The sequence below is a fragment of the Dictyobacter halimunensis genome (assembly GCF_036245075.1).
Window position 1 is genome coordinate 906,440 of the sequence record NZ_BSRI01000002.1, and the last position, 25,302, is coordinate 931,741.

General features: G+C 54.3%; 19 protein-coding genes, 2 tRNA genes and 1 pseudogene. 7 read left to right on the forward strand and 15 right to left on the reverse strand.

The window, feature by feature from the left end:
• Nucleotides 1-26 precede the first annotated feature (26 nt).
• Nucleotides 27-2,642 (reverse strand): heavy metal translocating P-type ATPase, encoded by a 2,616-nt coding sequence (locus AABA21_RS17830; protein ID WP_338252498.1) that lies wholly within the window; start codon nucleotides 2,640-2,642, stop codon nucleotides 27-29.
• A 145-nt stretch (nucleotides 2,643-2,787) separates the two neighbouring features.
• On the opposite strand from AABA21_RS17830, the gene AABA21_RS17835 reads away from it, so the two are divergent.
• Entirely contained in the window at nucleotides 2,788-4,191 is a 1,404-nt protein-coding gene (locus AABA21_RS17835) for an MFS transporter (RefSeq protein ID WP_338252501.1), read from the forward strand.
• Between the two features lie 513 nt (nucleotides 4,192-4,704).
• On the opposite strand, the pseudogene AABA21_RS17840 reads toward AABA21_RS17835, so the two are convergent.
• Nucleotides 4,705-4,977, reverse strand: a pseudogene (locus AABA21_RS17840) (DUF1259 domain-containing protein); the annotation flags it as partial.
• A 293-nt stretch (nucleotides 4,978-5,270) separates the two neighbouring features.
• Here AABA21_RS17840 and AABA21_RS39440 point away from each other — a divergent pair.
• On the forward strand, nucleotides 5,271-5,432 hold the full coding sequence (locus tag AABA21_RS39440) for a DUF2933 domain-containing protein (protein ID WP_420917160.1): 162 nt from the start codon (nucleotides 5,271-5,273) through the stop codon (nucleotides 5,430-5,432).
• A 316-nt stretch (nucleotides 5,433-5,748) separates the two neighbouring features.
• On the forward strand, nucleotides 5,749-6,171 hold the full coding sequence (locus tag AABA21_RS17850) for a class I SAM-dependent methyltransferase (RefSeq protein WP_338252507.1): 423 nt from the start codon (nucleotides 5,749-5,751) through the stop codon (nucleotides 6,169-6,171).
• A 44-nt stretch (nucleotides 6,172-6,215) separates the two neighbouring features.
• On the opposite strand, the gene AABA21_RS17855 is transcribed toward AABA21_RS17850, so the two are convergent.
• From AABA21_RS17855 to AABA21_RS17870, 4 genes are all read right to left on the reverse strand, one after another.
• A tRNA-Gly gene (locus AABA21_RS17855) sits at nucleotides 6,216-6,288 on the reverse strand.
• Between the two features lie 4 nt (nucleotides 6,289-6,292).
• Nucleotides 6,293-6,365 (reverse strand) — tRNA-Pro (locus AABA21_RS17860).
• A 93-nt stretch (nucleotides 6,366-6,458) separates the two neighbouring features.
• Complete coding sequence (locus tag AABA21_RS17865) at nucleotides 6,459-6,908, reverse strand: hypothetical protein (protein WP_338252508.1); 450 nt, start codon at nucleotides 6,906-6,908, stop codon at nucleotides 6,459-6,461.
• Between the two features lie 109 nt (nucleotides 6,909-7,017).
• Nucleotides 7,018-7,401: a response regulator transcription factor gene (locus AABA21_RS17870; RefSeq protein WP_338252510.1), complete on the reverse strand. Its 384-nt coding sequence runs from the start codon at nucleotides 7,399-7,401 to the stop codon at nucleotides 7,018-7,020.
• A 222-nt stretch (nucleotides 7,402-7,623) separates the two neighbouring features.
• Between AABA21_RS17870 and AABA21_RS17875 the strand changes: the two genes are divergently transcribed.
• On the forward strand, nucleotides 7,624-8,625 hold the full coding sequence (locus AABA21_RS17875; protein WP_338252512.1) for a GAF domain-containing protein: 1,002 nt from the start codon (nucleotides 7,624-7,626) through the stop codon (nucleotides 8,623-8,625).
• 5 nt (nucleotides 8,626-8,630) lie between these two features.
• On the opposite strand, the gene AABA21_RS17880 is transcribed toward AABA21_RS17875, so the two are convergent.
• Together AABA21_RS17880 and AABA21_RS17885 are read right to left on the reverse strand one after the other, a co-directional pair.
• Entirely contained in the window at nucleotides 8,631-10,025 is a 1,395-nt protein-coding gene (locus tag AABA21_RS17880) for a sigma-54-dependent transcriptional regulator (protein WP_338252515.1), read from the reverse strand.
• A gap of 35 nt (nucleotides 10,026-10,060) precedes the next feature.
• Nucleotides 10,061-12,484 (reverse strand): ATP-binding protein, encoded by a 2,424-nt coding sequence (locus AABA21_RS17885; RefSeq protein WP_338258454.1) that lies wholly within the window; start codon nucleotides 12,482-12,484, stop codon nucleotides 10,061-10,063.
• A 269-nt stretch (nucleotides 12,485-12,753) separates the two neighbouring features.
• Between AABA21_RS17885 and AABA21_RS17890 the strand changes: the two genes are divergently transcribed.
• Nucleotides 12,754-13,437, forward strand: coding sequence for a hypothetical protein (locus AABA21_RS17890; protein WP_338252517.1), 684 nt, complete (start codon nucleotides 12,754-12,756; stop codon nucleotides 13,435-13,437).
• Between the two features lie 29 nt (nucleotides 13,438-13,466).
• Here the strand turns inward: AABA21_RS17890 and AABA21_RS17895 are convergent, their stop codons facing one another.
• Together AABA21_RS17895 and AABA21_RS17900 are read right to left on the reverse strand one after the other, a co-directional pair.
• Complete coding sequence (locus AABA21_RS17895; RefSeq protein WP_338252518.1) at nucleotides 13,467-14,771, reverse strand: cytosine deaminase; 1,305 nt, start codon at nucleotides 14,769-14,771, stop codon at nucleotides 13,467-13,469.
• 152 nt (nucleotides 14,772-14,923) lie between these two features.
• Nucleotides 14,924-16,309, reverse strand: a complete 1,386-nt coding sequence (locus tag AABA21_RS17900; protein WP_338252520.1) for a cytosine permease — start codon at nucleotides 16,307-16,309, stop codon at nucleotides 14,924-14,926.
• 643 nt (nucleotides 16,310-16,952) lie between these two features.
• On the opposite strand from AABA21_RS17900, the gene AABA21_RS17905 reads away from it, so the two are divergent.
• On the forward strand, nucleotides 16,953-19,058 hold the full coding sequence (locus AABA21_RS17905) for a GAF domain-containing protein (RefSeq protein ID WP_338252522.1): 2,106 nt from the start codon (nucleotides 16,953-16,955) through the stop codon (nucleotides 19,056-19,058).
• 83 nt (nucleotides 19,059-19,141) lie between these two features.
• Here the strand turns inward: AABA21_RS17905 and AABA21_RS17910 are convergent, their stop codons facing one another.
• The 3 genes from AABA21_RS17910 to AABA21_RS17920 are packed head-to-tail and all read right to left on the reverse strand — an operon-like array spanning nucleotide 19,142 to nucleotide 21,266.
• A complete protein-coding gene (locus AABA21_RS17910) occupies nucleotides 19,142-19,771 on the reverse strand; it encodes a TetR/AcrR family transcriptional regulator (protein WP_338252524.1) in 630 nt (209 codons plus the stop codon).
• Nucleotides 19,772-19,809: 38 nt separating this feature from the next.
• On the reverse strand, nucleotides 19,810-20,823 hold the full coding sequence (locus AABA21_RS17915; RefSeq protein WP_338252526.1) for a cation diffusion facilitator family transporter: 1,014 nt from the start codon (nucleotides 20,821-20,823) through the stop codon (nucleotides 19,810-19,812).
• Nucleotides 20,823-21,266, reverse strand: a complete 444-nt coding sequence (locus tag AABA21_RS17920) for an ArsR/SmtB family transcription factor (protein ID WP_338252528.1) — start codon at nucleotides 21,264-21,266, stop codon at nucleotides 20,823-20,825. Before AABA21_RS17920 ends, AABA21_RS17915 begins: the two co-directional genes overlap by 1 nt.
• 153 nt (nucleotides 21,267-21,419) lie before the next feature.
• Between AABA21_RS17920 and AABA21_RS17925 the strand changes: the two genes are divergently transcribed.
• Nucleotides 21,420-23,438, forward strand: coding sequence for a sensor histidine kinase (locus AABA21_RS17925; RefSeq protein ID WP_338252529.1), 2,019 nt, complete (start codon nucleotides 21,420-21,422; stop codon nucleotides 23,436-23,438).
• A gap of 43 nt (nucleotides 23,439-23,481) precedes the next feature.
• Here AABA21_RS17925 and AABA21_RS17930 read toward each other — a convergent pair whose 3' ends face one another.
• Both AABA21_RS17930 and AABA21_RS17935 read right to left on the reverse strand, forming a co-directional pair.
• On the reverse strand, nucleotides 23,482-24,252 hold the full coding sequence (locus AABA21_RS17930) for a transcriptional regulator (RefSeq protein ID WP_338252531.1): 771 nt from the start codon (nucleotides 24,250-24,252) through the stop codon (nucleotides 23,482-23,484).
• A gap of 76 nt (nucleotides 24,253-24,328) precedes the next feature.
• On the reverse strand, nucleotides 24,329-25,294 hold the full coding sequence (locus AABA21_RS17935; RefSeq protein WP_338252534.1) for an ROK family protein: 966 nt from the start codon (nucleotides 25,292-25,294) through the stop codon (nucleotides 24,329-24,331).
• Between the last annotated feature and the right edge of the window lie 8 nt (nucleotides 25,295-25,302).

Genomic DNA, 25,302 nt, shown 5'->3' on the forward strand with positions numbered 1-25,302 from the left:
ATTCCTCTCTTTCCCTTTCCAGCCCTCTATACCTCGCGCGAGCGGCCAAAGCGGCGCAAGCGCAGCGAATTGCTGATGACCGTCACCGACGAGAGCGCCATGGCGGCGGCCGCGAAAATCGGCGCCTGCTCTTTCAGGAATGGGATCAACGGGGACAAAATCGCCGTTGGGATCAGAATCACATTGTAGGCAAAGGCCCAGAAGAGATTCTGCTTGATGGTGCGTAGCGTTGCCTGCGAGAGGGCCAGCGCCGTCGCGATACTCTTCAAGTTCCCCTTGACCAGCGTGATATCGGATGCCTCCATCGCCACATCGGTTCCCGTCCCCATCGCGATCCCGGCATCAGCGTGGACGAGGGCCGGGGCATCATTGATGCCATCACCAGCGAACGCGACCAGCATGCCTTGCTCCTGCAGCCGTTTGACCTGGGTGGCTTTATCGCCGGGCAACACTTCCGCCAGCACATGCTCGGCGGGAATGCCAACGTTCTCGGCGATGGCCAGAGCCGTTCGCCGATTGTCCCCGGTAATCATCCAGACCTGTCGTCCCTGCGCATGCAGGCGCGCCACCGCTTCCTGCGACCCCACTTTGATCGTGTCGGCGACTGCGACAATACCAACCAACCGACCGTCGACTGCGATCAGCATGGCCGTTTTCCCCTGAGCCTCCAATTGGGTCAGGTGCTCCTCCGCGCCAGAGGTCTCAATGCCCTGCCCGCCAAGCAGGCTCCGTGTTCCGATCAGGAGCGCACGCCCCTCCACCATGGCTTGCAAGCCTCGCCCAGCCAACGCGGTGATATGCTCAGGATAGTGGCTGAGAGCAAGTCCTCGGTTCCTGGCCCCCTCGACGATAGCTGCGGCAAGCGGATGCTCCGATCCCTGCTCCGCCAGTGCCGCCAGGTGCAGCACCTCTTGCTCAGACAGATCAGAAAGGGGAAGCAGATCCGTCAGTTCGGGTTTCCCTTTGGTGATTGTCCCCGTTTTGTCCAATAGCACAGCTCGCACGGCCTGAATACGCTCCAGGCTTTCGCCGCCTTTAATAAGGATGCCCTGTTCGGCACCCTTGCCTGTCCCCACCATAATGGCTGTCGGCGTCGCCAGGCCAAGCGCACAGGGACAGGCCACCACCAGGACGGCCACTGCCGCCACGATGGCGGTAATCCAGGCGTTGCTACTACTGGTGTCCATCATACTCATGCCCACCATGGGAATGCCGATAGTATGACCAACAATGGCCCAGGCAAGAAAGGTCAGGGCCGCAATGATCAGCACGATGGGAACGAAGATGCTCGAAATGGTATCCGCCAGGCGCTGAATAGGAGCCTTGGAACCTTGCGCCTGTTCCACCATCCGAATGATATGCGCCAGCACAGTATCTGCACCGACTTTGGTCGCCCGCATCTGCAAGAGCCCCTGCTGATTCACCGTCGCACCAACAAGCGCGTCACCTACACCTTTTTCGACCGGGATACTTTCGCCGGTAATCATCGACTCATCAACGGAAGAGCGACCAGAAACCACTTCACCATCCACCGGGATCTTCTCACCAGGACGCACCAGCAGGGTCCAACCCGCCTGGACTTGCTCAATGGGCAGATCGATCTCGTGGCCATCGCGCAAGACGTGGGCGGTACGAGCCTGCAAGCCGATCAGCTTTTTGATGGCATCATTGGTCTGCCCCTTCGCGCGCGCCTCCAGGTATTTTCCCAGGAAGATGAGGGTAATAATCAACGCCGTCGTATCGTAGAAGGTCATGCCTCCTACAAGCTGTGGGAAAAACGTGGCGACCACGCTCAGTAGATACGAGGCAGTCGAGCCCAGCGAGACCAGTGTATCCATATTGGCACTACCGTGGCGCAGCGTCTTGAGTGCCCCACGGTGGAATTCCCATCCCACAAGCGCCCAGACAGGCGTCGTGAGCACCAACAACAACATATTCTCTCCCGCGAAGCGACCCATGAAAAACATGCTCAGGATCACGACCGGCAGAGACAACACGATACCCAGGATGAGCAGGTTCCGCTTACGTCGCAGTTCAGCCTGCTTCTTTTGTGCCCGCTCGTCTTCCTGGCCACTAGGAGGATGTTTTATTTCCTGATGCGCAGGAGAAGAAGTAGGGACCCCTGGTTTATCAGGCGTCCGCTCTAGCGGCTCCGCTTTGTACCCAATGGCCTCCACCTTTTGCACCAGCGCATCCAGATTGGTCTGTGTCGGATCATAGGTCACCACGCCACGCTCGGTGGCAAGATTCACCTGCGCATCCATAACGCCTGAGGCCTTCTTGAGACCCTTTTCAATCCGCATGGCGCAGGAGGCACAGGTCATCCCTTCCAGGGCCAGCGTCGTTTGCATCTTATGCTCGGACGCTGAAGGTGATATGGCAGGAGCAGCCAGGGGAATGGCTTTGTAGCCCACAGCCTCCACCTTCTGTACCATCGGCTCGACGCCAGTTAGCTCAGGATCATACGTCACAGTGGCCTTTTCTGTCGCCAGGTTCACCTGCGCGTCGATCACCCCGGGAATTTTCTTCAGCCCCTTCTCCACACGCATGGAGCAAGAGGCGCAGGTCATGCCTTCAATCGCAAAGGCGGCCTGGCTCATAGTGCGCCCGGCTTCTTTTTCCTGATGCACATCTATCGTCATACTGCATTCTCACATGTTCTCTCGATTAACCCATACCCCCCGCATGGGGGTATGGGAAGAGTATAGCCAACAAAATTCCGACTGTCAATGGTCTGGTGTCACAATAACGAATCCTGCATACCCTCGTCGTTGGGCTGCCCTCTTCTTGCTCTGTGCAGCCCAATTTCTCGTCATTCTTGATACATCCATTATCGGGGTCGCGCTTCCAGCCATCCAACACGCCCTGCACTTCACACAAGAAGATTTGCAATGGGTCTTCAAAGCGTACGTCATCAGTTATGGGGGGCTCTTGCTGCTCGGTGGCCGTCTCTCCGATCTCTTTGGACAACGCCGTCTCTTTATGGGTGGTTTTCTGCTCCTCACTCTTGCTTCATTGCTGGCTGGACTCGCCTGGTCAGAGCCAGTGTTGATTATCGCTCGCGCTCTTCAAGGAGTCGGAGCGGCCCTGAGTTCTCCAGCCGCACTCTCGCTCGTGATGGGGCTATTCACAGATCCTCGTGAGCTCGGCAAGGCCATGGGTCTATGGGGCGCATCAGCAGCCGCAGGCGGTTCGGCCGGCGTTTTCTTTGGCGGGGTTATTACCCAATGGCTCAGCTGGCAGTGGATCTTTCTGATCTATGTCCCCTTCGGCCTCCTGGTGCTCCTCCTCTGTCCAGGCTTGCTCCCGGAGGGCAGTGTACGACGTGGGCGTGTTGAGTACGTGGGCGCGCTCCTGGTCACAGGAGCCCTCGTGCTGGCCGTCTATGCTATCGCGACGGCAGAATATGTCGGTTGGGGCTCGCTACAGACGATTGGCCTGCTGGTGCTCGCCGCTCTGCTCCTGGGAGCGTTTCTGCTCCTTCAACGCGTACAAGCACAACCGCTCATCCCTTTGCGCATCTTTACCGCACCCAACCTTTCGGCCGGAAATGTGATCACCGCGTTGTTGGCAGCCACCTGGATTCCCCTCTGGTACTTTCTCAATCTCTACCTGCAGCAGGTATTAGGGTACTCGGCGCTCACTGGCGGACTGGCGTTGCTTCCCATAACCGTCACCATCATGATCTTAATGGTCACACTCACCGCGCGATTGGTACATCGTTTTGGTTTCAAAACGAACCTGGTGATCGGACTGCTCTGTCTCGCGGCCTCGCTTGGCCTCTTTGCACTTGCTCCGACCCATGGCAATTACCTCCTTCACGTCTTGCCAGCGTCACTCCTCGCAGCGCTTGGTATGGTGCTTGCGTATGTGCCGGCTACTATCGCTGCGATGTCAGGCGCTCAGCCAGAAGACGCCGGTCTCGCTTCGGGCCTCGTCAACAGCAGTTATCAGATTGGTTCTGCGCTCGGCCTGGCTGCAATGGTTGCGCTTTCCACGGCGATCACGGCCAGTTCGTTCCAGGCAGAAACGAACCAGATCATCGCGATCAACGCCGGTTTCCATGCCGCATTTGCCGGTGCGGCAATAATCGGCCTGCTCGGGGCACTTCTGGCTCTGGTCTGGCTTCGTCAGCCGAAAGCCTTCCCAAAAGTTGAGCAGGTAGAAGACATCGCAGAGGTACGTAGATAACAAGGTAATTTTTTTGCTTCCTTTACACCCATACCCAGTGGGTATGGGTATAAAGGCTGAATACTTGACGCCAAAAACGGCATATTGAATCAGAAGTGCGCACCGGAAACCCGGGATGATGATGCTGGTCTCGCTGGCTATCTCCACGGTGTAATTCTATAGCCTGGCCGTGACTTTTCATCTTGTCCAGGGCATGGACTTTTACTGGGAGATGCAACACTGGTCACGATCATGCTGCGGGAACACTGGATGGAGATGCGTGCCATTGGCAGTGCCCAGAGCGCGTTGCGCAAACTGGCTAAACTGCTTCCGGATATGGCTGAGCGCATCGCCAATGGAGTAATATGCCTCAACTCTTTCCTCTCATTTCTATGCTTTATTTAGGGCTCCCGTATCCGAGACATCACGTAAGATACCTCACACATCCACCTCCATGCATTGACCTATCACAGAAAGGCGAAGAAAAAGAGCACACAGAAAGACACGTGGAGAACTTGCTCCACGTGTCAGTTTCTAGCTTGCTTGAGCACTCCTGGTTTGATCGAGAGCAGCCCGTAGCCCCTGCGCGAGCCTGGTCGCCGCATCGTTGGCCCAGAAATGCAGGTAGAACAGGCGTGGGTTTTCGGTGAGCATATGGCTATGGACGGCAGTGACCTCGATGCCATGTTCCCTTAGCGCCTTGATCACCGGGTTGACCTCCTGTGCCAGCAGGACAAAATCACCCGTAATGGCTGCATTTCCCGCTCCGGTCGGCTGGAAGTTGATCGCCGTCGCTGTGCCCATGGAGTTTTTCCCCGAGCAACCCAGCGAGTACGATTTCGCCTGCCAGATGGGCATGCTCCGCGGAAAAGTCATTGTGGAATAAAACGATGCGCCAGGCACATCGGAAGCGCTGTAGTGCGCGCCGCAGGGAGCACACGCCAATCACAACACGATCAATAGAAGAGGAAAAATACGATGAAGCATATGAACAATAGACAGAACGAGCACAATGATGCAAACCCCTGAGAAGGGGTTTCCAATCACGGGTAATCACCTGGGTCCTGCTCGATTTTCTCGCGGTGAGCGCCTTCTTCCTGATGACGGAGCATACCGCGCATCTGCTGGGCATTCTTCCGTTCGTGCTCCTCCTCCTGTGCCCCTTGATGATGCTCTTTATGCATGGGAAACACAGCAGCCAGGGTAGCAACGATCACAAGAGAAGACAGGACGAGCAACCACCAGGGGGAGCGATACAATAAATCCACATGCGACCCCTGCCTATGGGCTCTGGCTCAGGAGGCGCTTGGGCGCGTCCGTGAGCAGATTCACGAAGCACTGGCTCAGGAGGATCATGAACCCGCGATTGCGTTACTCATTCGCACGCTGTTGCGAGCGGCGTATGAGCAACGCAATCTGTTCTTACTCATTTGCGTAGGGGAGAGTCATTTGCTCACCCAGGCCAATACACATCGGGCCCAGCAGGGACTCCCCCTCGCTCTTGAGTAGAGAAAGATAACCCGGCAAAGACGAAATCAATGCAAAAGTATCATCATACCCAAGAAAGGAAATGAGCACATGACACATGAACAGAAGGATGGAACAGGACAAGTGCAGCATTGGCAGTCACCGGAGGTAATCGAGAGTTGGCAGCAGAAAACCCAGCAGCGTCAGTTACTCATAGAAGAGGCCACCCAACACATGCTCGAAGCAGCAGTTCTAAAGCCAGGTGATCGTGCGCTGGATATCGCAGCTGGAACAGGTACCCAGAGCCTCCTCGCTGCCCAAATAGTGGAACCACAGGGAACCGTTCTGGCCACTGACATTTCTGAGGCCATGCTCAAAGTAGCTAAGATGGCCGTGCAACAGGTAGGATTAACCAACATCACGACGCATGTCATGGATGCTGAACACCTCACGCTGCCAAATCAGTCTTTTGCAGATTTTCTCCAAAAACACCATCGTCCCCTTGCTGACCTGATTACCAGACGCTTCTTGTGAAGCGTCCTCTCATCGGCCTGCAAGGGGACGACAGACATGAAAAGAGCGGGAGACGAGACTCGAACTCGCGACAACCTGCTTGGAAGGCAGGGACTCTACCAACTGAGTTACTCCCGCGAAGTCGGGGTGCGCAGACTCGAACTGCGGACCTCCTGGTCCCAAACCAGGCGCGCTACCAACTGCGCCACACCCCGTCAACACTGTGTACTATAACACCCCTCTAGAGCTTTGTCAAGCACTTTTTTTGCGATTCCGAAATAGTAGGAAAATTGTTTTTCCTGTTCTGATTACTGCTCATCCTTACGCCGATAACGCAATTTCAGCAACAAGAGATTTAATTGCGTCTTGATGGTGTACCAGGGCCCCCGTCGCAATGGAGTGATGGTAACGTTGCCGTAACGCATCGATTGGGGACGTCGCCGCGGTTGTATAAAGTTTGAGACCGCCACCAGCACTATGCCGATAAACCCGGCTACGGCTAAAATGAGGGTGATGATGTTTGATCCGGCCACATATGCATATGCTCCAGCAAGCAGTGCACAAATAATCGTTCCTACCAGGAAACGTTCTGTGGACGAAAGATTCCAGGAAATAGACCTTGGCTGCTGTGGCCGCAGGTTCGGACCCGGTCGACGCCGAAACCTTTCTCCAAATTTCTGGTTTTTGCCAGGTTTAGGGTTGGTCTGTTCCAGGTTACGTAGGATTTCTTCGATCTCACGTTCATATCTATTTGGCATAGCCACTCTGCTTCCTTGAACTTGTCAGGACGCTCTTGCTTGTAATGATACCAACTTTTCGGCGTAGAGACAAGTATTTATGCTATCATTTTTGAGTGAGAGGATGAACTTAATGGCTATATGATTTTAGCCCTAGAATACTCTGCACCTTCTCCGCTAACTCAAGTGGATGAAATGGCTTGGTCATGTGTTGGACCGCCCCCAGATCAATGCTGATGCGCTGGTAAATATCTTCATCGTGCGCGGTAATCATCATCACCGGTATATCACGTGTCATGGGTTCAGCCCGTAAACTCTTACAAATGCGATAGCCATCCTCTCCTGGCATCATGACATCTAAAATGATTAAATCAGGTAGCTGAGAGAGCAGCAAGCGCTGCAGTTGCTGCCCGCTGGCCAAAGCCTCTACTTGACATCCATGACGGCCCAGTACAAATGTGATAATCTCCCGGATCTCCCTATCATCGTCTACCACCACTATGCGCTTCGACATATGCTCCACCTGACTCCCTCACCTTTCTACCATCACTCTTATTATTATGATACAGATTTCCCGTGAGAAGTACAACTCGTACGCACAAATACGTTACTGAAGTACATTTTTTTCATGCATGAAAAGATGCAATGTTGACGGACGACACTTCCTCTGTTATCATATGCACCAGTATCAGATATCGATCTATTTAAGTATCAGTAGCAAAAGAGGTGGAAAGACATGGTCACCCCTCCTCCTTCCTGGTCAAGTGTCTTACAGGGGATTATCAAATCCGCTGGCGAACGTCAGCGTTTATCATCTGCGCTGGGTGTGACGAGCATGACATTGTCACGCTGGGCCAGTGGCGAATCCAAACCCCAAAAGCAGCATTTAATCCATTTACTTCAAGTTGTAAATGCGAATCAAAGGCCTGAGCTATTGGAGGCGCTTGAACACCAGTATCCCGACATTCAGTCGTGGTTAACGGAAGATAGCTCTGAACATATTCCCTCAGAATTTTTTGCGCAAGTATTAAATATACGTACTACGACGACGGAAAGTTTGCGCTTCTGGCGTATCAGCGAGCTGATTCTGAAGCAGGCGCTGGCCCAGCTGGACCCCAATAAACTGGGGATGGCCATCAAACTGGTACAGTGTATGCCACCAAGCCCGGGCGATAAGATTCGCAGCCTGCGTGAGCGCGCAGGCAAGGGTACACTACCATGGATGGCCGACCTGGAACATGACGTACTCTTCCTGGGCCTGGAATCGCTTTCAGGCTATGCGGTTGAGGTACGCCATATCGTTAGCGATGATGACTTGCGCCAGAGCAAAACCTTTCCCGCCATCCAGGATTCATTTGAGGTCAGCGCGGCCGCCCACCCTATCCGCTTTGAGGGTCGCATCGCGGGTTGTTTGCTGGCATCCAGTACCCAGCCTGGCTATTTTTCACAGCAGCGCCTCAATCTCCTCTCGACCTTTAGCGATCTCATTTCGCTGGCGTTTGAAAAAGAGGATTTTTATCCTTCACATACGATCGAGCTTCGCGTGATGCCCAAACCAGAAATACAACGACCCATCCTGGCGAATTTCCGGCAGCGCGTCACAAATAAGTTTCAGCAGGCGATGCAGCATCAGCAGCATTTCAGCAATGCTGAAATTGAACTGGAGGCATGGAAAGAACTGGAAGCCGAGCTACTGGCCTACAACACACCACAGTCAGATACGCTCAACCAGCAGTAACCAGCCTATTCGATGTTATGTTTTTTCATCAGGTAGCGCAGTTGATCGACCTTCATGCCAAGCAGTTCGGCGGCCTGCGTACGACTATGCTTTGCCATTTCCAAAGCCCGGCGTATCATGTGCTTTTCCAGGCGGGCAACGATATCCTCTAAGGCGATTGTGCCGACTGGTCGCGCATTCAACCACTGTTCCCAGGGATCATTCATGCTTATGCCGTAGGCATCGACCTGCCCCACGATCTCCTGGGGCAGGTGTACTGGCAATAATTCTTCACTACTACTTAAGATCATCGCCCGTTCGATCACATTTTTTAGTTCTCGAATATTGCCGGGCCAGCGATACGCGAGCAGAAGACGTTGGGCTTCGGGCGAGATGCGATGCACGTTGCGACCCATGGTTTTATTGAAATCAGCGATAAAGCGGGTGGCAAATAATAAGATGTCGCCAGGCCGCTCGCGCAGGGGTGGCAATGTAATAGTTAGAACCGCGAAGCGAAAGTAGAGATCCGCGCGGAACGCGCCATCAGCTTTTGCCTGCTCAAGATCCCGATTGGTGGCCGCCAGCACCCGAACATTCAGGGTCACCTCTTTGTTGCCACCTAGCCGGAAAAAAGAGCGCGTCTCCAACACGCGCAGCAATTTAGCCTGCATATCCAGTGGCATCTCACCCACCTCATCCAGAAACAGGGTCCCCCCTTCGGCTAATTCGAGCAGGCCGCGCTTCTGCTTCTTGGCATCGGTAAAGGCATAAGGCTCATAGCCAAACAGCTCGCTTTCCAGTAAGTGGCTGGCAATGGCGGCGCAGTTGAGGGCGTGAAAGGGACCGGCGCTGCGGGCACTCTGCTCATGGATAGCGTGCGCTACCACTTCCTTGCCGGTGCCGCTCTCGCCCATGATCAGGACCGAGGCGTCGCTGCGAGCGACGCGGGCCACCAGGTCAAAGACTTCTCGCATGCGTTCGCTATGCCCCACCACATAATTGAAATGGTAATTATCGCTGAGCTCTTTGCGCAACTGCCGCAACTCACGCGACATGGCGCTGGTCTCTAATGCTCGCTGTGCCACCAATAATAATTCATCCAGATCAAAACCCTTAAGCAGGTAGTCTGAGGCACCCAGCTTCATGGCCGCCACCGCCGTCTGCACGTCTCCATATGCCGTTAAGATGACTACAGGAATATCGGCATCAAACTTACGAATGCGAGAGAGCACTTCCAGGCCACTCAGCCGGGGCAGGCGCAGGTCTAATAATACCAGATCGATGGTCTGCCGCTGCAAGGCCGTCAGTCCGGCCTCACCATCTGACTCGGTAAAAACTTCGTAACCATGGCGCTTAAAAAAACGGGCAAACTGATGTGGTAGGTAGGGTTCATCATCAATAATGAGAATCGCTAAACTCATAGGTATACCTCGTCGTTTCTGGATATATGAAAGGGTCACATATCATTTTCGCTGGCATCAAAAGGCGAAACGTGAGGATGCTCGGCAATGACGTCGCCTGTGACATAGGGCATGCGCATAGCTATCGTGGCTCCATAACCATACTGACTCTCAATCCGTAAATATCCTCCATGATCCTCAATCAATCTGCGGGTAATCGCCAGACCCAGACCGATACCATGGGCTTTGGTGGTATAGAAGGGCTGGAAGATGTGCTTCAACTGCTCGGTCGCGATCCCAACGCCGGTATCCCTGATCAGGATCTCCAGCCATTGGTCGACGCGAAACTCTTTCTGGCTGACATGCCGATCAATAAGCCAGGCATAAGCATTGCCCGCGATACCTGGACTCCCCGAGGGCCGCTGGGTGGGCGGGCAGTCGGAGCCCGCGGTATCATAAATGGCCCGTTCGGTGGAGATGCAGTGGCAGGCCATCGTCAATACACCACCATCAGGCATGGCCTGAATGGCGTTCAGCGTGAGATTGACAATCGCCTGTTCGATCTGGCCGCTATCAACCCAGATAGGGGGGAGATCATCAAAGATGCGGTGGATCTCAATATTGGCTTCTGTACATTGATTCTGCAGCAGTTCCAGTACCTGCTCACAAAGATCAACAATATCACAGCGGACGCGGTGAAGCTGGCGTGGCTTCGCGAAAAGCAATAGATCACGCACAATACTGTCCAGGCGCTCAACTTCTTTAAGTACCACGCCGGTAGATTCCTGAATCCAGGCCCGCTGCTCACCTGCCGGGGAAGTGCTGGTGACGTCGCTCTCCTCGGCCAGGAAATCATTGTGCAGCATCTGGATCGAGGTTTTAATCGAGGCCAGTGGATTGCGCACCTCATGGGCCACGCTGGCGGCCATCTCCCCCAGCGAGGCCAGGCGATCCAGACGCCGCCGCTCTTCCTCCAGCTTATGCATAGTGGTGACATCGGTAAAGGTGGTCAGCAGCCCCATCTGCGTACCACCATCATCGTACAGAGGCCGCATATCCACTTCTAACACAAGCTCGCGCTCATACCGATCTACAGTGACAATGGTCTCGCTCTGAACCTCGCCAATGTGCATCCCAACCAGAAATGCCTCTTGCTGCCGTTCCGAGAGCACCTGGCTCGTGGTACTCTCCGCGTGGGAGCCATGGTTAGCGCGCAGGTTAAGGATTTTTTGTAGAGGCTGGCCCAGGACCTCATAGGGGTGATAGCCAAGGATAATGGCGGCGGCACGATTGAAGGTGTGGATACAACCGGTCTGATCGGTGGCGATCAGTCCACAGGGCACGCTTTCCAGGATGAGCGCGTGCAGGCGCTGATCTTCCAGCACCTGGCGTAACAGGCGACGCGCCTCGTTGCGCGCTGACACAACCTCATCTACCAGGTATCTGTTCTCCAGCGCCGCGCTGGCCTGACTGGCCACCACCTGCAGCAGAGCAATTTCCGCCTGGCGCATCTTCCAGGGACGATAATAACCGCCAACGATGCACCCAAAGATGGCGGTCGGCTGGACTATCCCACTCCCATGCTCAAGGTGCTCACTGACGGAGCGGTCCAGGGACTGATTGCGCAACAGCGGAATGGCGAAAAAGGTCTTGACGCGCTCAGGCAGCTCTTCGAAATAATCATGGACATAAGCGTGCCTGCCATCACCGGGACGCTCAATCACCAGGGGCGTGAGCGAGCGCTGTTCCCGGAAACGCTGGAAGAGCAGGCTGCGCAGGCGAGGAGTCAGCCAGTTCGTGGCGGCAACATCCGTATCCGGCTCCAGCAGTTCACAGAGCTCTACCCCCGCGATCTCCCGTGTGCGCTGCAGTACCGCGCTACGCAACCGCTCAGCCTCAAACAGCGAACCATTCATCTGGCTGCTGATGCTGTTGAGCAGAGAAAGCTCTTGGATGCGGTCCCGGTCTCGCTCCAGCAGGCGCGCGTTCTCCAGCAAGAGCGCGACGACGCCAGCCACAGCTTCAATAGAATCATCCATGTCGTTGGGCCAGCCGGAAGGGTAATCTGTTTCATCCTCTTCTGGCCCGCGCAGCAATACCATGACACCGATCGCGCGCTGACGATAGAGCAAGGGCACAGCCAGCAACGTAGGAGAGAACGCGGGACGCAGGATGATCCGGCGCTCACGCCAGGCGCAGGCTTCAGGCTCATTGCACTGGACATCAATGGGATTCACATGTGCCACCGCCAGCAGGGCCGCCGACCATCCTGGAATATCATCGAACGAGCCAGAAGCCAGCTGTAATGTCTCACCAACCAGCAGATAGAGGAGCACGCACCGGCAGCGCAGCAGGGCCGATAGACGCCGGGGCAGGCTATCACGCAACGTGCGATAATCAGTAACCGCGCTAAAATTATTCAACAATGTTTTTATAATAGCTGGTATATGCAATTGATCGGAATAGTGCTCCACATCCATCGTCACACCCGCCTCTCTTCCTCATCCATACATTATCACATTCATTCATTATTAGAGGCATACTTAAGTGAGGACCAAGCCCTACTATACCAGAATAGCAGATTTTTTGCATTAATGCATCATTTTTATGAATATATTGTCATATTTAGCGCATCGACCAGCACTTCCCGCCTCTGGTGCAATGCATACGTTGTCAGCGGGCCTGCAATGATTTAGAATAATGTAGATACGTTCCTGATTTTATGGGCAAGGGAGATCAATTAAAACGCATGGCACAGATAAGGAAGCTGCCGCCAGTGGCGCCACGTCTACGGGAAGCACAGCCAGCCGAGGTGGCCCCGCTCTGGGTTTCGACCATCGCCGCGCTGGTCGCGGGTATCCTTTACGCGATTTTGCCCGAACCTCTTACACTGGGTCCGAGCTGGCTGCCACTGGTCCTGGAGTTGGTCATCATCCTGCCTGGAACGACTGCGGCGCTCCTCGGACATCCATTTTCAGCGCGCACGAATCGCATCCTGGCTTTTTGTCTGCTCGGCATCACAACCGCCGCTCTCGTCATCGGTGTCGTCCTGCTGGTTACAACGCTGCCGGCGCGACACGAGGGGAGGGACGCCATCAGCCTGCTGCGTACCGGCGCGTTACTGTGGATTGCCAATGTCCTGGTATTTGGACTCTGGTATTGGGAGATAGATGGCAGTGGACCGCACAAGCGGGCCGCCATCGGACATCAAGCCACCGATTTTTTATTTCCACAGCAGGCTGATGGCAACACGCGGAACTGGACGCCCCACTTCCTCGACTATCTCTTCCTGGGATTCACGGGAGCAACCGCGCTCAGCCCCGCCGACACCTTTCCTTTAAGCCGCCGCGCCAAAGTCTTGATGATGTTCGAAGCCCTGATCGCCATGGTCATTCTGACAATCTTGATCGGGCGTGCCATCAATATTGTCTAGCTTACAACGGCCTTTCGAGAGGGCATAGCTTACTCGGCGGAACGGGGACGAAATGTGATGACCTGCTCATCCTGCTGCGTGTCCCCTCCGCGCTGAAGCAGGCTGCGCGCCGGGGTGGTCGAGGCAACCTGCCTCCCACGTTTGAAGACATACAGGCGCGCGGGGAGCAAGCGCAGGGCCTCAAATGCCGTTGGAGCATCCAGCAGCAGGAAATCTGCTGGCTTGCCTTCCTCAATACCATAGCGATCCTGAAGACGCAGCGCGCGCGCAGCATTGGTCGTAATCAGGTCCAGCACGGCATCAATCTCGTCATAGCCACTCATATGGCAGAGGAAGAGGGCAAGTTGCGCTGCCGCCAGCATGTCGCCGCGGCCCATAGGGAACCAGGGATCCATGATCGAGTCATGGCCCAGCGCCACATTGACTCCGCCCGCCAGCAGTTCCTTCACCCGCGTGATGCCGCGCCTCTTGGGATAGGTATCGAAACGTCCCTGCAGCACTACATTATCAAAAGGATTGGCCACCACATTCACCCGGGCGCGTGCCAATAAACCGATCAGCTTAAACGCGTAGGCGTTATCATAAGAATGCATCGCGGTACAGTGGCTGCTTGTCACCCTTCCCTGCCAGCTGCGCTCGATGGTATCGGCCGCCATCACCTCAGTGAAGCGCGACAGCGGATCATCGGTCTCATCGCAGTGGCAGTCGATATCGCGGTTAAACTCTTTCGCCAGCTCAAAAACGTAGTGCACATCCTCTACACCCATGTCGCGCGTCCATTCGTAGTGCGGAATACCACCGACCACGTCACACCCCAGCTCCATAGCCTGGCGCATCAAAGCGCGTCCATTGGGAAAGGACAGGATGCCATCCTGAGGAAAGGCCACCAGCTGCAGATCACAGATATCACGGACCTCCTCGCGCACCTCCAATAGGGCTCGCAGAGCCGTCAAATTGGGATCACATACATCCACATGGCTACGGATATGCAGCGTCCCCTGCGCCACCTCCCATTGAATTTCTTCCAGTGCTCGCCGCTTCACATCCTCATGCGTCAAAGATGGCTTGCGCTCGCTCCAGATCTGGATACCCTCCAGCAATGTTCCCGAAGCATTGTAGCGCGGCTGGCCCACCGTCAACACAGCATCCAGGTGAACATGGGCATCAATGAAAGGTGGAGACAGCAGACGTCCCTCCGCATCGATCTCCTCTCGTGCCGTAGCGGACGTCAGGTCAGGTGCAATGCGCGCAAACACCCCATCCTGGATCGCGATATCTACCAGTTCGCTGCGCCGCTGCAGACGCGCATGGCGAATCAATACATCATATGGCATAGTTTTTCCTTTCTCGTCTCGCCAGTTGAGACGGCGAGACCAACCATAAAGGGGATCCCTCACTGAAGAAGGATCCCCTTTATGGTATCTGCAAAATGTATGAATAGGCAAATTGCAGGCGGAATAAAACGCTACGACATAGGCAACAAAACTTAGCGAGCGGTCTGTTTCAGCTCGATCGGACGCAGGATCAGGTAGGCGATGGCGGCAAACACTACACCCAGCTCAAAGCCAATGTCCATCCCATTCAAAGCTGTAGCTACCGGTCCGGTAAATAGAGCCTGAGACGCGCCAAGCCAGACGCCGACCAGGCCCAGGAACATAGCGACGATCGCGGCCCAGCCGACTGGCAACCTGCTGCGCGTATTCCAATCGTCGAGATTATATCGTCCTTTGCGGAAAACAAAGTGTTCCAGGATCAGGATAATCGCCCAGGGGCCTAACCAGTAAGCGATCAGCAGCAAGAAATTATTCAAGGTTTCGCTGAAATTACCGACCAGGGGAATGGCAATTAGCACATAGACTACCGCGCCAATCAGGGTCCAAACCGCGCGATTGACACGCTGGAAAGCACGTCCCAACACCTGAATGGTCAGGCCAAGACTGTAGTCATTGGGAATGTTGTTGGCCACGACACTCAATGCCAGTAGGACCAGAATGATGGTTCCCAGCCCACCCAGCGGCTTTAAGACCAGGGCCAGTGTCCCACCGGTACTGGGAGCATTGTAGGCGGCAACTGTGGTTAAACCAAGACCGAGGACTTCCAACAGGATACAGGGAATAGTCACCCCCAGGAAGGTAAGCCAGAACACACGGCTGGCAGGGGTCTCTTCCGGCTGATTCACATTATAATCCGCGGCATACGAGCTCCAACCAGTGGCGAAACCGTAGATGGCACCACCAAACGAGATCAACCCGGCCAGCGTACCCAGACTAAAGGCTGGCGCGGGCACCGCCACAAAATGAGGACCGGCCAGCACCGCCATCAGGATAAAGATGATGGCCATGGGGATCCAGGCGTAGCGCTCGTATCTATGTACATATTTGTATCCATATATACTTACAAATGTGGTCAAAATAGCAATAATCAGGATGCCAACCCATGGTGGAACAGCTCCATTGCTCAGGGCGTTTACTAACTGACCCCCCACAATCACGTTGACCGCGGACCAGCCGATACAGGCCGCGATATTAAAAAACGCCATGATTATGGTTCCCCACCAGCCAAAGGAGAAGCGGGTAATCGTCATCTGGCGCAGGCCCAGTTTAGGCCCCAGGGTAGAAAAAAACGCAACAGGAAGTACACCTAAAATGTTAAATATAACTATGATTGCCACGCTTTGCCAGAAACCAAGCTTGAAAAGAGGGATAGCCAGGGCACCCAGCGCAACGGTTGAGAGCACCAGGTTCGCCGATAACCACATCGTAAAATTATCAAAGATACGTACGTGGGTCCTGGCCCCGGGAGATACACGCTCAATACCGTGCGTTTCAATTCCCTTTTCGTCAATCGGGGTTTCAATCGTATCTGTAGCCAAGGATAAAGACTCCTTATGTAAAAAAAGGACAGAATAAAGCAACGAAACATTAAAAAAAACCATACAGGGGCTGTACGGCGATGTACAAAAATATTCAGGAGCTATGCATTAATTATAACAGCCTCAGCTTATAGGTTGTCAACTAATTGAGCAGATAGGAATTCTCACACTGTAGATAATTGTACATATTGAGGGGGGTCAACAATAGACACATCATACAACTTATACAGCACACACGTGCGCTACCAGAAAAACTCGTTCAAATACACAGGCAGCGACAGAAATATACAGCGAGACAGAAAAACACACATTAATATAGCTACGCTGAAACGTTTTTTTTATGAATTTCTAATGAAAATGTTTAAGACAAGGTTAAACTCTAGACGTAGCGAAAGAAAATGGGTACAATGGCTCATATATAGTTATGGACGGAGTATCCATATGAACCTAATCTATAGAGGGCGATCAATGGTGTAACGCTCCTACATGCACCATCTGGTCGCCCATCAAAACATCAGGATACATACGCGCCATATGTATGAAGGAAGGCAAAGACGCTTACTACAACAACCACGGTTTCAACGATTGCAGCGGTGGTGACAGACGCACACCTGTGCTATCATTTGTCAAATCAGGAGGTTGCATGTCTTTCAAGGCTAGTACAAATCATCAGCTGCCCTCCCCCACCGACTCGGAGCAGACGCTCGAACAGTTACGAAGAGATAATATCGAACTACGCAACGAGATCGAGATGTGGACACAGGAGAACTCTTTACTACATGAGGTCATTTCCACCGTAGGCTCAACGCTGAGGCTTGATGAAGTGTTACGTCACCTTGTGGACACAGTAGTCCGCGCTACGTCCTGCCAGATTGCATTCATCTATCTTTACGACAAAGACAAAGAACGCCTTGTGCTGGCAAGTACAAACGAACAATATCGCCATCTGGTAGGAAAAATCACCATGGGAGTAGGAGAGGGGATCGCCGGTTGGGTCGCCCTGCATCGCAAACCAGTCTTCCTCACTGACGAGGCGCTTGAAGATCCACGCTTTTGTTACTTCCCCGAGCTGGAAGAGGAAAAATTCCAGTCAATCATGACCGTGCCCATCATTACGAAGACCCGACACCTGATCGGTGTCATCACGGTCCAGGCCATCGCACCCCATGACTTTACGGAACAGCATCGTTTATTTATCAGCAATACCGCATCTCTGGTTGCCAGCGCCATCGAAAATGCGCAACTCTACGAAAATACCCAGCGCAAATTGAGCACGCTGACCACGCTATCCGTGCTCAGCCAGACGATCAGCTCCGGACTCTACCTCGATGATATGCTGCGCTCCCTGGCGACGCTAACGGTGCAGTTAATGGAGGTCGACCTCTGCGTGATCATGCTGATGGACCAGGCTCGTGAACGCGATCTGGAAAGCTCGCGCCAGGCCAGGCGACTCACGGTTCGCGCCACGTCGCCCAACCTGAATGATCGCGCCCAGTTCCATACCATCGATATTGATCGCACCACATTGGAGCGGCTACGCGAGATGAACGAGGCCAATGCCACCAGAGATACCGGGCTGGCAGCGACCGAGATAGAACTTGAAAATGAGCACACGCTCGAACGCCTGAATCCACTCAAAGATAACCAGTATCGCACCTTGATCTCCGCGCCGTTAATCTCCGGTACCGAACAGCTCGGCCTGATCAACTGCTATTCAAATAAGACGCGTCGCTACTCCACCGATGACCAGACCCTGCTGACCACGGTTGCCAATCAGGCGGCTATCGCGATTAAAAACAGCTATCTGGTTAATCAGCTGGCACAAAAGAACCTGGTAAAGGGATTCTTTGATGACCTGATGCAGGGGACAAACGATTCTGAAGATTCGCTGCGTCAGCGGGCACATTTCCTGGGTTGCGATCTGACACGGCCACACGCGGCGGTCATGGTAGAGATCACCCACGTGGATGCACGCTGGGATGAGACGACGGCCACGCAGAAACAGGCCCGGCCTGAGCGCACGCGCACGGGTCAACTGCCGGGCAACACGACCGATGCCAGCCCAAGCTATAGCCAGGGGGTATCTCTGCAGGCCGCTTACAAGCGCATGGGAGGCATTGTCAGGCGGCGCATTCAGGATAACTACTCCGGCTCGGTCTTCTACGAACACGAAAATCTGATCACCTGTATCCTGCCCCTGACGAAGGATCCCAGCGGAATGCGCTTGAAGAATTGGCTCAAAGACCTGGCGAACCAGATGCGCAATGAGTACGATGTCTTCCTCTCCATTGGCATTGGCAATACCTGCCAGTATATCAGTGATTACCGGCGTGGCTTTGCCGAAGCCAACGAAGCACTGCAGATGGGACAGAATCTTCAGGAGCCGCGCGTCAATGAGGGGAAACGACCACCGATCGTGACGCATTTCAATGACCTGGGCGTCTATCGCTACCTATACAAAATCGCCCATATGGATGATCTACGCGATGTCTACCAGGATCAGATCGCCCATATCGACAATTATGACCGGCGTAAAAACACCGATCTGCTGGATACCCTGGAGACGTATCTGGAGTGCGCGGGCAACCTCACCAAAACCTCTGAGAAGCTCTTTGTCCATCGCAATACGCTTATACAGCGCCTGGAGCGCCTGCAATCGCTGTGCGACATCGATCTCCAGGAGCGGAGCAACTGGCTCACCTTACAGGTAGCCATCAAAGTGTATAAGCTACGCAGCAGCGGCGAATAGAGATCACACGCAGTTTAAGTATAACGGCAGACAGGGGAGGTGCATCCGCACCTCCCCTGTCTGCCGTTATACTTAAACTGCTGTCAGGGCTTTGTCTGGATACCACGAAAGAAGATTTTGCTGGTATGGGCCACAATATCTTCCGGCACAAATTGTCCCTCTGTCAGCAGGCGTTCATAGCTTTTGGGTGAAATGAGGCTCAGGAAGGTGCTGGTCATGATGCTGGTGGGAATCGTCGTATCAAAATCGCCTCTGGCCTTACCTTCTTCCAGTATCTGCGCGACACGTTGCGCCACCCGCTCCCATAAATCGCGCAGGCAGCCCCCTTTTTCAGCAAAGAGACGCTGCCTATCGGCGCTATGATAGATAGACGAGAGGAGCTGGGTGCGTTTACTGAACAGGCCCGCGTACATAAAGTGGAGGAGCGCTTCGAGCCTGGCTTGAGGAGAAGGCTGACAGTCAAGACAGGCATCCATCTGGCGTAGGATCTCCTGCATATCCCGCTCGAAAATCGCGATCACCAGATCATCTTTCCCAGGAAAATGGAGATAGACAGTCCCTTTGGCAATGCCAACACGACTGGCGATCTCATCCATTGAGGTCTCGTGATAGCCGCGCTCCAGGAAGACGTCCTGCGCAACCTTCAGGATCAGCTCTTCACGCTCCTGACGTTGCTTCTCTTTCAGAGATCGATGTACTTGTGATGATGCCATGGATGTTCCTTCTTCCACCCTTTCTGTTGCCAGCGTTCTCAGTGGAGGCTATTTATAGTTGTAGTACCAAGGGGCTGATGGTCGTGGTCACCGCAGGAAGCGCCCGCGTCGTTTACACGCAGCTGACAATACAGGTTTTCGTTCTCGCAGCAGGCCGAGGCATGATCCTTACATTCACATTGAATGGTGGCATGCGTGATATTATAATCGTGCTGCAGCATGGTCTGAATATCGGTCAGCACACGCGCATTTTCCTCTGGCTGTAGATTGCAGATGGAGACATGGCAGGAGAGAGCAAGCATACCACTGGTAATACACCAGACGTGTAGATCATGGACGTCATTGACGCCCTCTATCTTCTGAATATCGGTCACCAGTTGCTTGACGGGCACATCTTTCGGGGCCGCTTCCAGCAGGATATCCGTGGTCTCACGTACGATACCCCATGCGCCATAAGCGATAAAGAGCGCAATGCCTACGGAAAGCAAGGGATCGACAAAGGTCCAGCCAGTCAGCAAGATAATCAAACCGGCCACAATCACCGCGACAGCGGCGCCAACGTCTCCAAAGACATGCAGGGCGGCGGCGCGCATGTTGAGGTTGTGTCCCTCTCGGCTCAGGCCAAACCCGATATACAGGTTGATCGCGATACCGATGGCCGCGGCACCAAACATGATCAGCGGCTGTACGGGTTCGGGATGCTGAAAGCGTTGGATAGCCTCCCAACCGATGACGATCGCGATCACAATCAGCGAGATAGCATTTAAGAGCGCGACCAGGATGCCGACCCGATGATAGCCGTAGGTCTTGCGTTCATTGGAGGGCCGCTCCGCCTGTCCGGCGGCGAACCAGGCCAGCCCCAGCGCAACGAGGTCGGTCACAGTATGTCCCGCATCCGAAAGCAAGGCCAGCGAATGCGACAAGATACCGCCTATCAGGCCGGCCAGCAGAATAATGATTGTTAAGAAAAAAGCCATGCGCAGGCTTTTGGTTGCCATGCCATGTGTATGATCATGGCTGTGCCCGTGGGCGTGAGTATGTCCTACACTCATTACAATACCTCGCTATCCAATTGACGTTGCGACACGTGTCCTTCCTGGATATGATCCTGGCCCATCAGCAACAACTGACGAATATGCTCATCGATCAGGCGGTAGTAGACAACCCGACCGACTTTGCGCATCGCCACGACTTTCTGCTGGCGCAAAACCCGCAGTTGATGAGAGATAGTGGTATCATCACGCCCCAGGCCAGCAGCCAGGTCGCACACGCATAGTTCACCCGTTGGTGCGCAGAGCAATGCATGCAGTACCTGCAAGCGCGTTGGATCGCTTAACATAGAAAAAAGGGTGGCGATCTGTAGAGCACCCTGCGCGGGCAAAACGTGCTGCCGAACCTCAGCAACGTGTTCCGCATGAATGACACGCTCCTGGCACACCTCATCTTGCACGGTAGCATCGCTGTTGAGGGGAGAAACAACCGATCTCGTGGCCATTGGTGCAATCCTTTCCTCGCATACCTGCACATGTATGCAGCTTTCCATAGAGACAAGTATAGCATAGAACAGAAGAATTCTCAAGGTAGGCAACCTGCTCACCATGTTTATGAAGAGGCGTATTCTGCGTCCCTTGCAACTGATGATTTAGACATGTTACACTTAAGTGTGTCTACTGTATTTTTCGCCGAACAACATATAACGCACGCCTGGTGGCAGCGTATACGCCCCAGACTGACCATACTTTACCTGGCTGTCGCCTTGATCTTATTAGTGATCAGTGGGGCTGGCCATCTGCGTTTGCTCAACGAGGTCGGCAAGGTATTTGGCGGCTTTACCTGGACCATTGATGCCGAGAGTCCTGATAAGCCGATCATCATTATCACGACACCCGAACAACTACCACCCTTCGCCATCCCAAGCGGATCATTGACCAGCAACGTCCATATTTCATCCGTCAACCATATGACTGGGACGAGCGGCATCGAGCGCGCATATCGACAGACCCATCCCCAGGAGACCATTACGTACACGGCGCAAGGAGATCAAACACCCCCGGAGACCATTACACATCCGGCCTATATCTTTACGTGGAGCATGTGGTGGCAGACATTTGGCCTGACGTTGCTGGCGGGATTGAGCTGGCTCATCGTTGGTATAGTGCTGCTGGCCACCGCCTCGGAATGGACGGGGGCGGTCGAGGGTCTTACCTTGCTTCCACCAGCCATACTGCTTCTCCTCTATAGTCACTGGGGCAATATCCAGACCGCTACGCCACCAGATCTTGTAGTGCAAATGATCTGGATCCCGTCTTTCGCCTTGCTGGGTGCGGGCTTTATCCATCTGAGTCTGACCTATCGCCCGATGGCCATGATCAAGGGGCGCAAACCGAGCTGGCTGGTGGATGGATTGCCGTATGCACCATTGGTGCTGTTGATAGCCTACGATTGGGCCTCATTTTTGTCCCGGGGCTACGTACCGATCCGCACCAACATCGAATTAAGCCTGGGATACGCGGTCTTCGGTGGCGTGGTCAGCCTGGGAATCGGGATCACCTCTATTTTTCAGATGGTGGGCATCTGGCCGCGCCACAAAAAAACGGCCGACGGTCCTGGTTCACCGGTCATTCCGGCCCGTATCCGCCATCACCTGGGCGATCTGCTGACGCTATGGATCGGGGGCATCGGCCTGGGTTTCTGCTTCGGCGTGCTGCCGATCCTGCTGACGGGACAGCCACTGTTGCCGCTGGCAATGTTTTATGTCCTGGCCGCTGTCTACCCCTTGATCCTGCTCTATGCGATCCGTTCGCTGCGCCTGATTGCTCGCCTGCACGTCACCCTGGACCAGCGTGAGGAGGCGTTACAGGAACAGCAAAAGACAGCTCAGGAGCTGCGCCAAACAAATGTAGAGCTTGAACAGGCAACCAGGCTCTTGCTGCACGCGGACGCCCATCTGCGCTCCCTGTTATCACAGCGTATCCACGATCAGCCAAAGCAGCAGGCGCTGCGCATTCGCTCTCTCCTGGGCTACTGGCAGCATAAGTTGCGTTTAGAGATGGAGCGTAGCGCTGATGGAAGGATAGCCGCGCCACCGGTGATTGAAGCCCTCAGCAAGGTGCGCAAGATCAGCGAGGAGCTAGAGCGCGATCTGCGTGGACTGCAGTTATTGGTGGAGGATGCCTATCAACGACGTAGCCTGGGTCTCAAGCTCCACCTGGAAAAGTTGATCCGTGAAGATCTGCCCGTACTTCATACAGAATCGCTGCTTGAGATCCGCTATGATCTCTGGGCGCTGGATGCACTCAATCCTGACCTGGAGCAGAGTGAGGAGGGTGAAAAGATCGCCGAGGCGGTCTCTTATACGGTGACGCAGGCACTGCTTAACATTTATAACCATGCGGGGGCCAGCTATGCTACGGTGCGTACAGCTTTTCGGGAGAATGTGCTGTGCGTTGAAATTACCGATGATGGGCATGGCTTCGACGTACAGGCCATTCCACCAGAAAAAACGAGCCTCTTTAAGGCCAATCTCAAAGTACGGGCTGCTCATGGCGTCCTGCATATAGATTCAAAACCACGACCCGATCCTCAACATGGCACCACTGTGCGTCTAGAAATACCCCTGATACCCGAAGCACGCATAGATACGCAGCCACAGGTACAGCCTGCCTGAAGCAGCAGCAAACGAACCATCGGAACAGGTTAAAGGAAGGCGGCTAGCGTAACAACGGATCCTGGCGCAGGCCTGCGTAGGCTTCATAAGCATGCGCCAGCAACACACGGCGTCCTGGATCGCTGGGCGCACCTTCAATGGAAAAGAAATTATACAGCTCGCTCACCAGATTTTCGACCGGGCCAATATTGGGGCCACCCTTCGCATTCAGAAAACCCATGCGCAGGGCGATATCGTCGTTGCTTAACCCTCTGGCGATGAGAGAGGCACACTCCTCCTGCCGTGGAGTCAGGCGTTGTCCACGTAAACGCTTGAGGAGATAGTTTAACACCTCGGGGTCGATATAGGTTTCTTTGCGGAAAACGACCGAACTGGCGATATGTTCCAGATACGCGGGCTCCATGTTGTTGAAAAGCGCGTACCCGTGCAGTCCTGTAAACTTACTGGAGCGGCGCGTGCGCTGTGTGCCACGACGCGTATATTCATGGCGAAACACCTCGGCCGCCAGCGTCCAGCTGGGATCCTGGGTATAGATTACCACGCGCAAGCCAGGCGCGATATCCAGCAGCATACGCCCCAGTTCAACCCCATTACTTGCCCCCAGGCGCAGATCCGACATGACCAGCCAGCCCGTTAAAGTGGAGTTTTGCTTCTGCTCCTGGCAAAGGTTCTCAACCAGCGCGATAGCACCCTGAGCATCGCCTGACTGTCCTGCTAATTCGAGGGAGGTAGTCTCCTCTACAAATTCACATACACCACGACGCTTGACCGGCGTATCATCAATTACAATAACAGGAATCCGTGTGTTATTCATGTCACTAGTATATGCCTCAACCTCGAGTATTGTCCAGCATCTATCCTATACATTTACACGAATGTAAACGGAAAATTTACACGAATGTAAACGGGGCAATCGAACCAATCAATGCCACATCACTTCCCAGGCATGCCGGTACAACTTCAATCATCTGCCATAGGGGAGATTTTGGTCGATCTTGAATCAGGGTGCGGATCTGGGACAGAAGGAGATCACCTCCATACAGCACGCCACCACCTAAAATAAAGAGATTTGGCTCGAACAAGCCGAGATAACGCGTGAGCGCCTCCACGATCCAGCGAGCCAGTTCGCGATACACGCGCTGAGCCAGGCTATCACCGCGCACAGCCTCCTCAGCCAGCAACTGATGACTGAAGGCCTCATGATTTAAAAAGCGCTGTGTCAGTGTTGTCTCTTCGCCTCGTCGCAGCGCCCGCTGGACCATGCGTTTAACCGCCTCAATCGAGATCAATGTATTGATGCAGCCACACTTGCCACAGCTGCAGCGCGGCCCCGTTGAGGCAATGGGCACGTGGCAGACATGCCCGACGTACTGGCGACCAGGGTATTCGAGCTGCCCATCTACCACCAGAGATGCACCGACAACCGCATTAACGGTCAAGAAGAGTAGACGTTGATGGGTCTTTCCTGCGCCAAAACGGTGCTCACCCAGCACAGCTGCGTCTACATCGGTATGCACCTGGATGGGCAAGTGATAGCGACTCTCCAGTAGATCACCAAGGGGAAAATTGTTGAGTGAAGGCAAAACGGGGACTTGCAGTGGCCGGCGCGCCGGTCCGTCCACTGATCCGGGGATACTGACACCGATACCAGCGACCTCTAAATCCTGGTCTCTGGCATGCTGCAGCATGGTATCAATTGCGCGTAAATACGGGTCAAGGGTTGCAACTGCTGGACGACCACGTAATGTCTTTGCCATACACCGCTCGCGCACACCGCCATCGCGATCAATGAGGGCAACCGTCGTCTGTCCACCTCCAATTTCCATCCCAACCGCAACGCCCTTTGCTACGCTCATGGGCACAC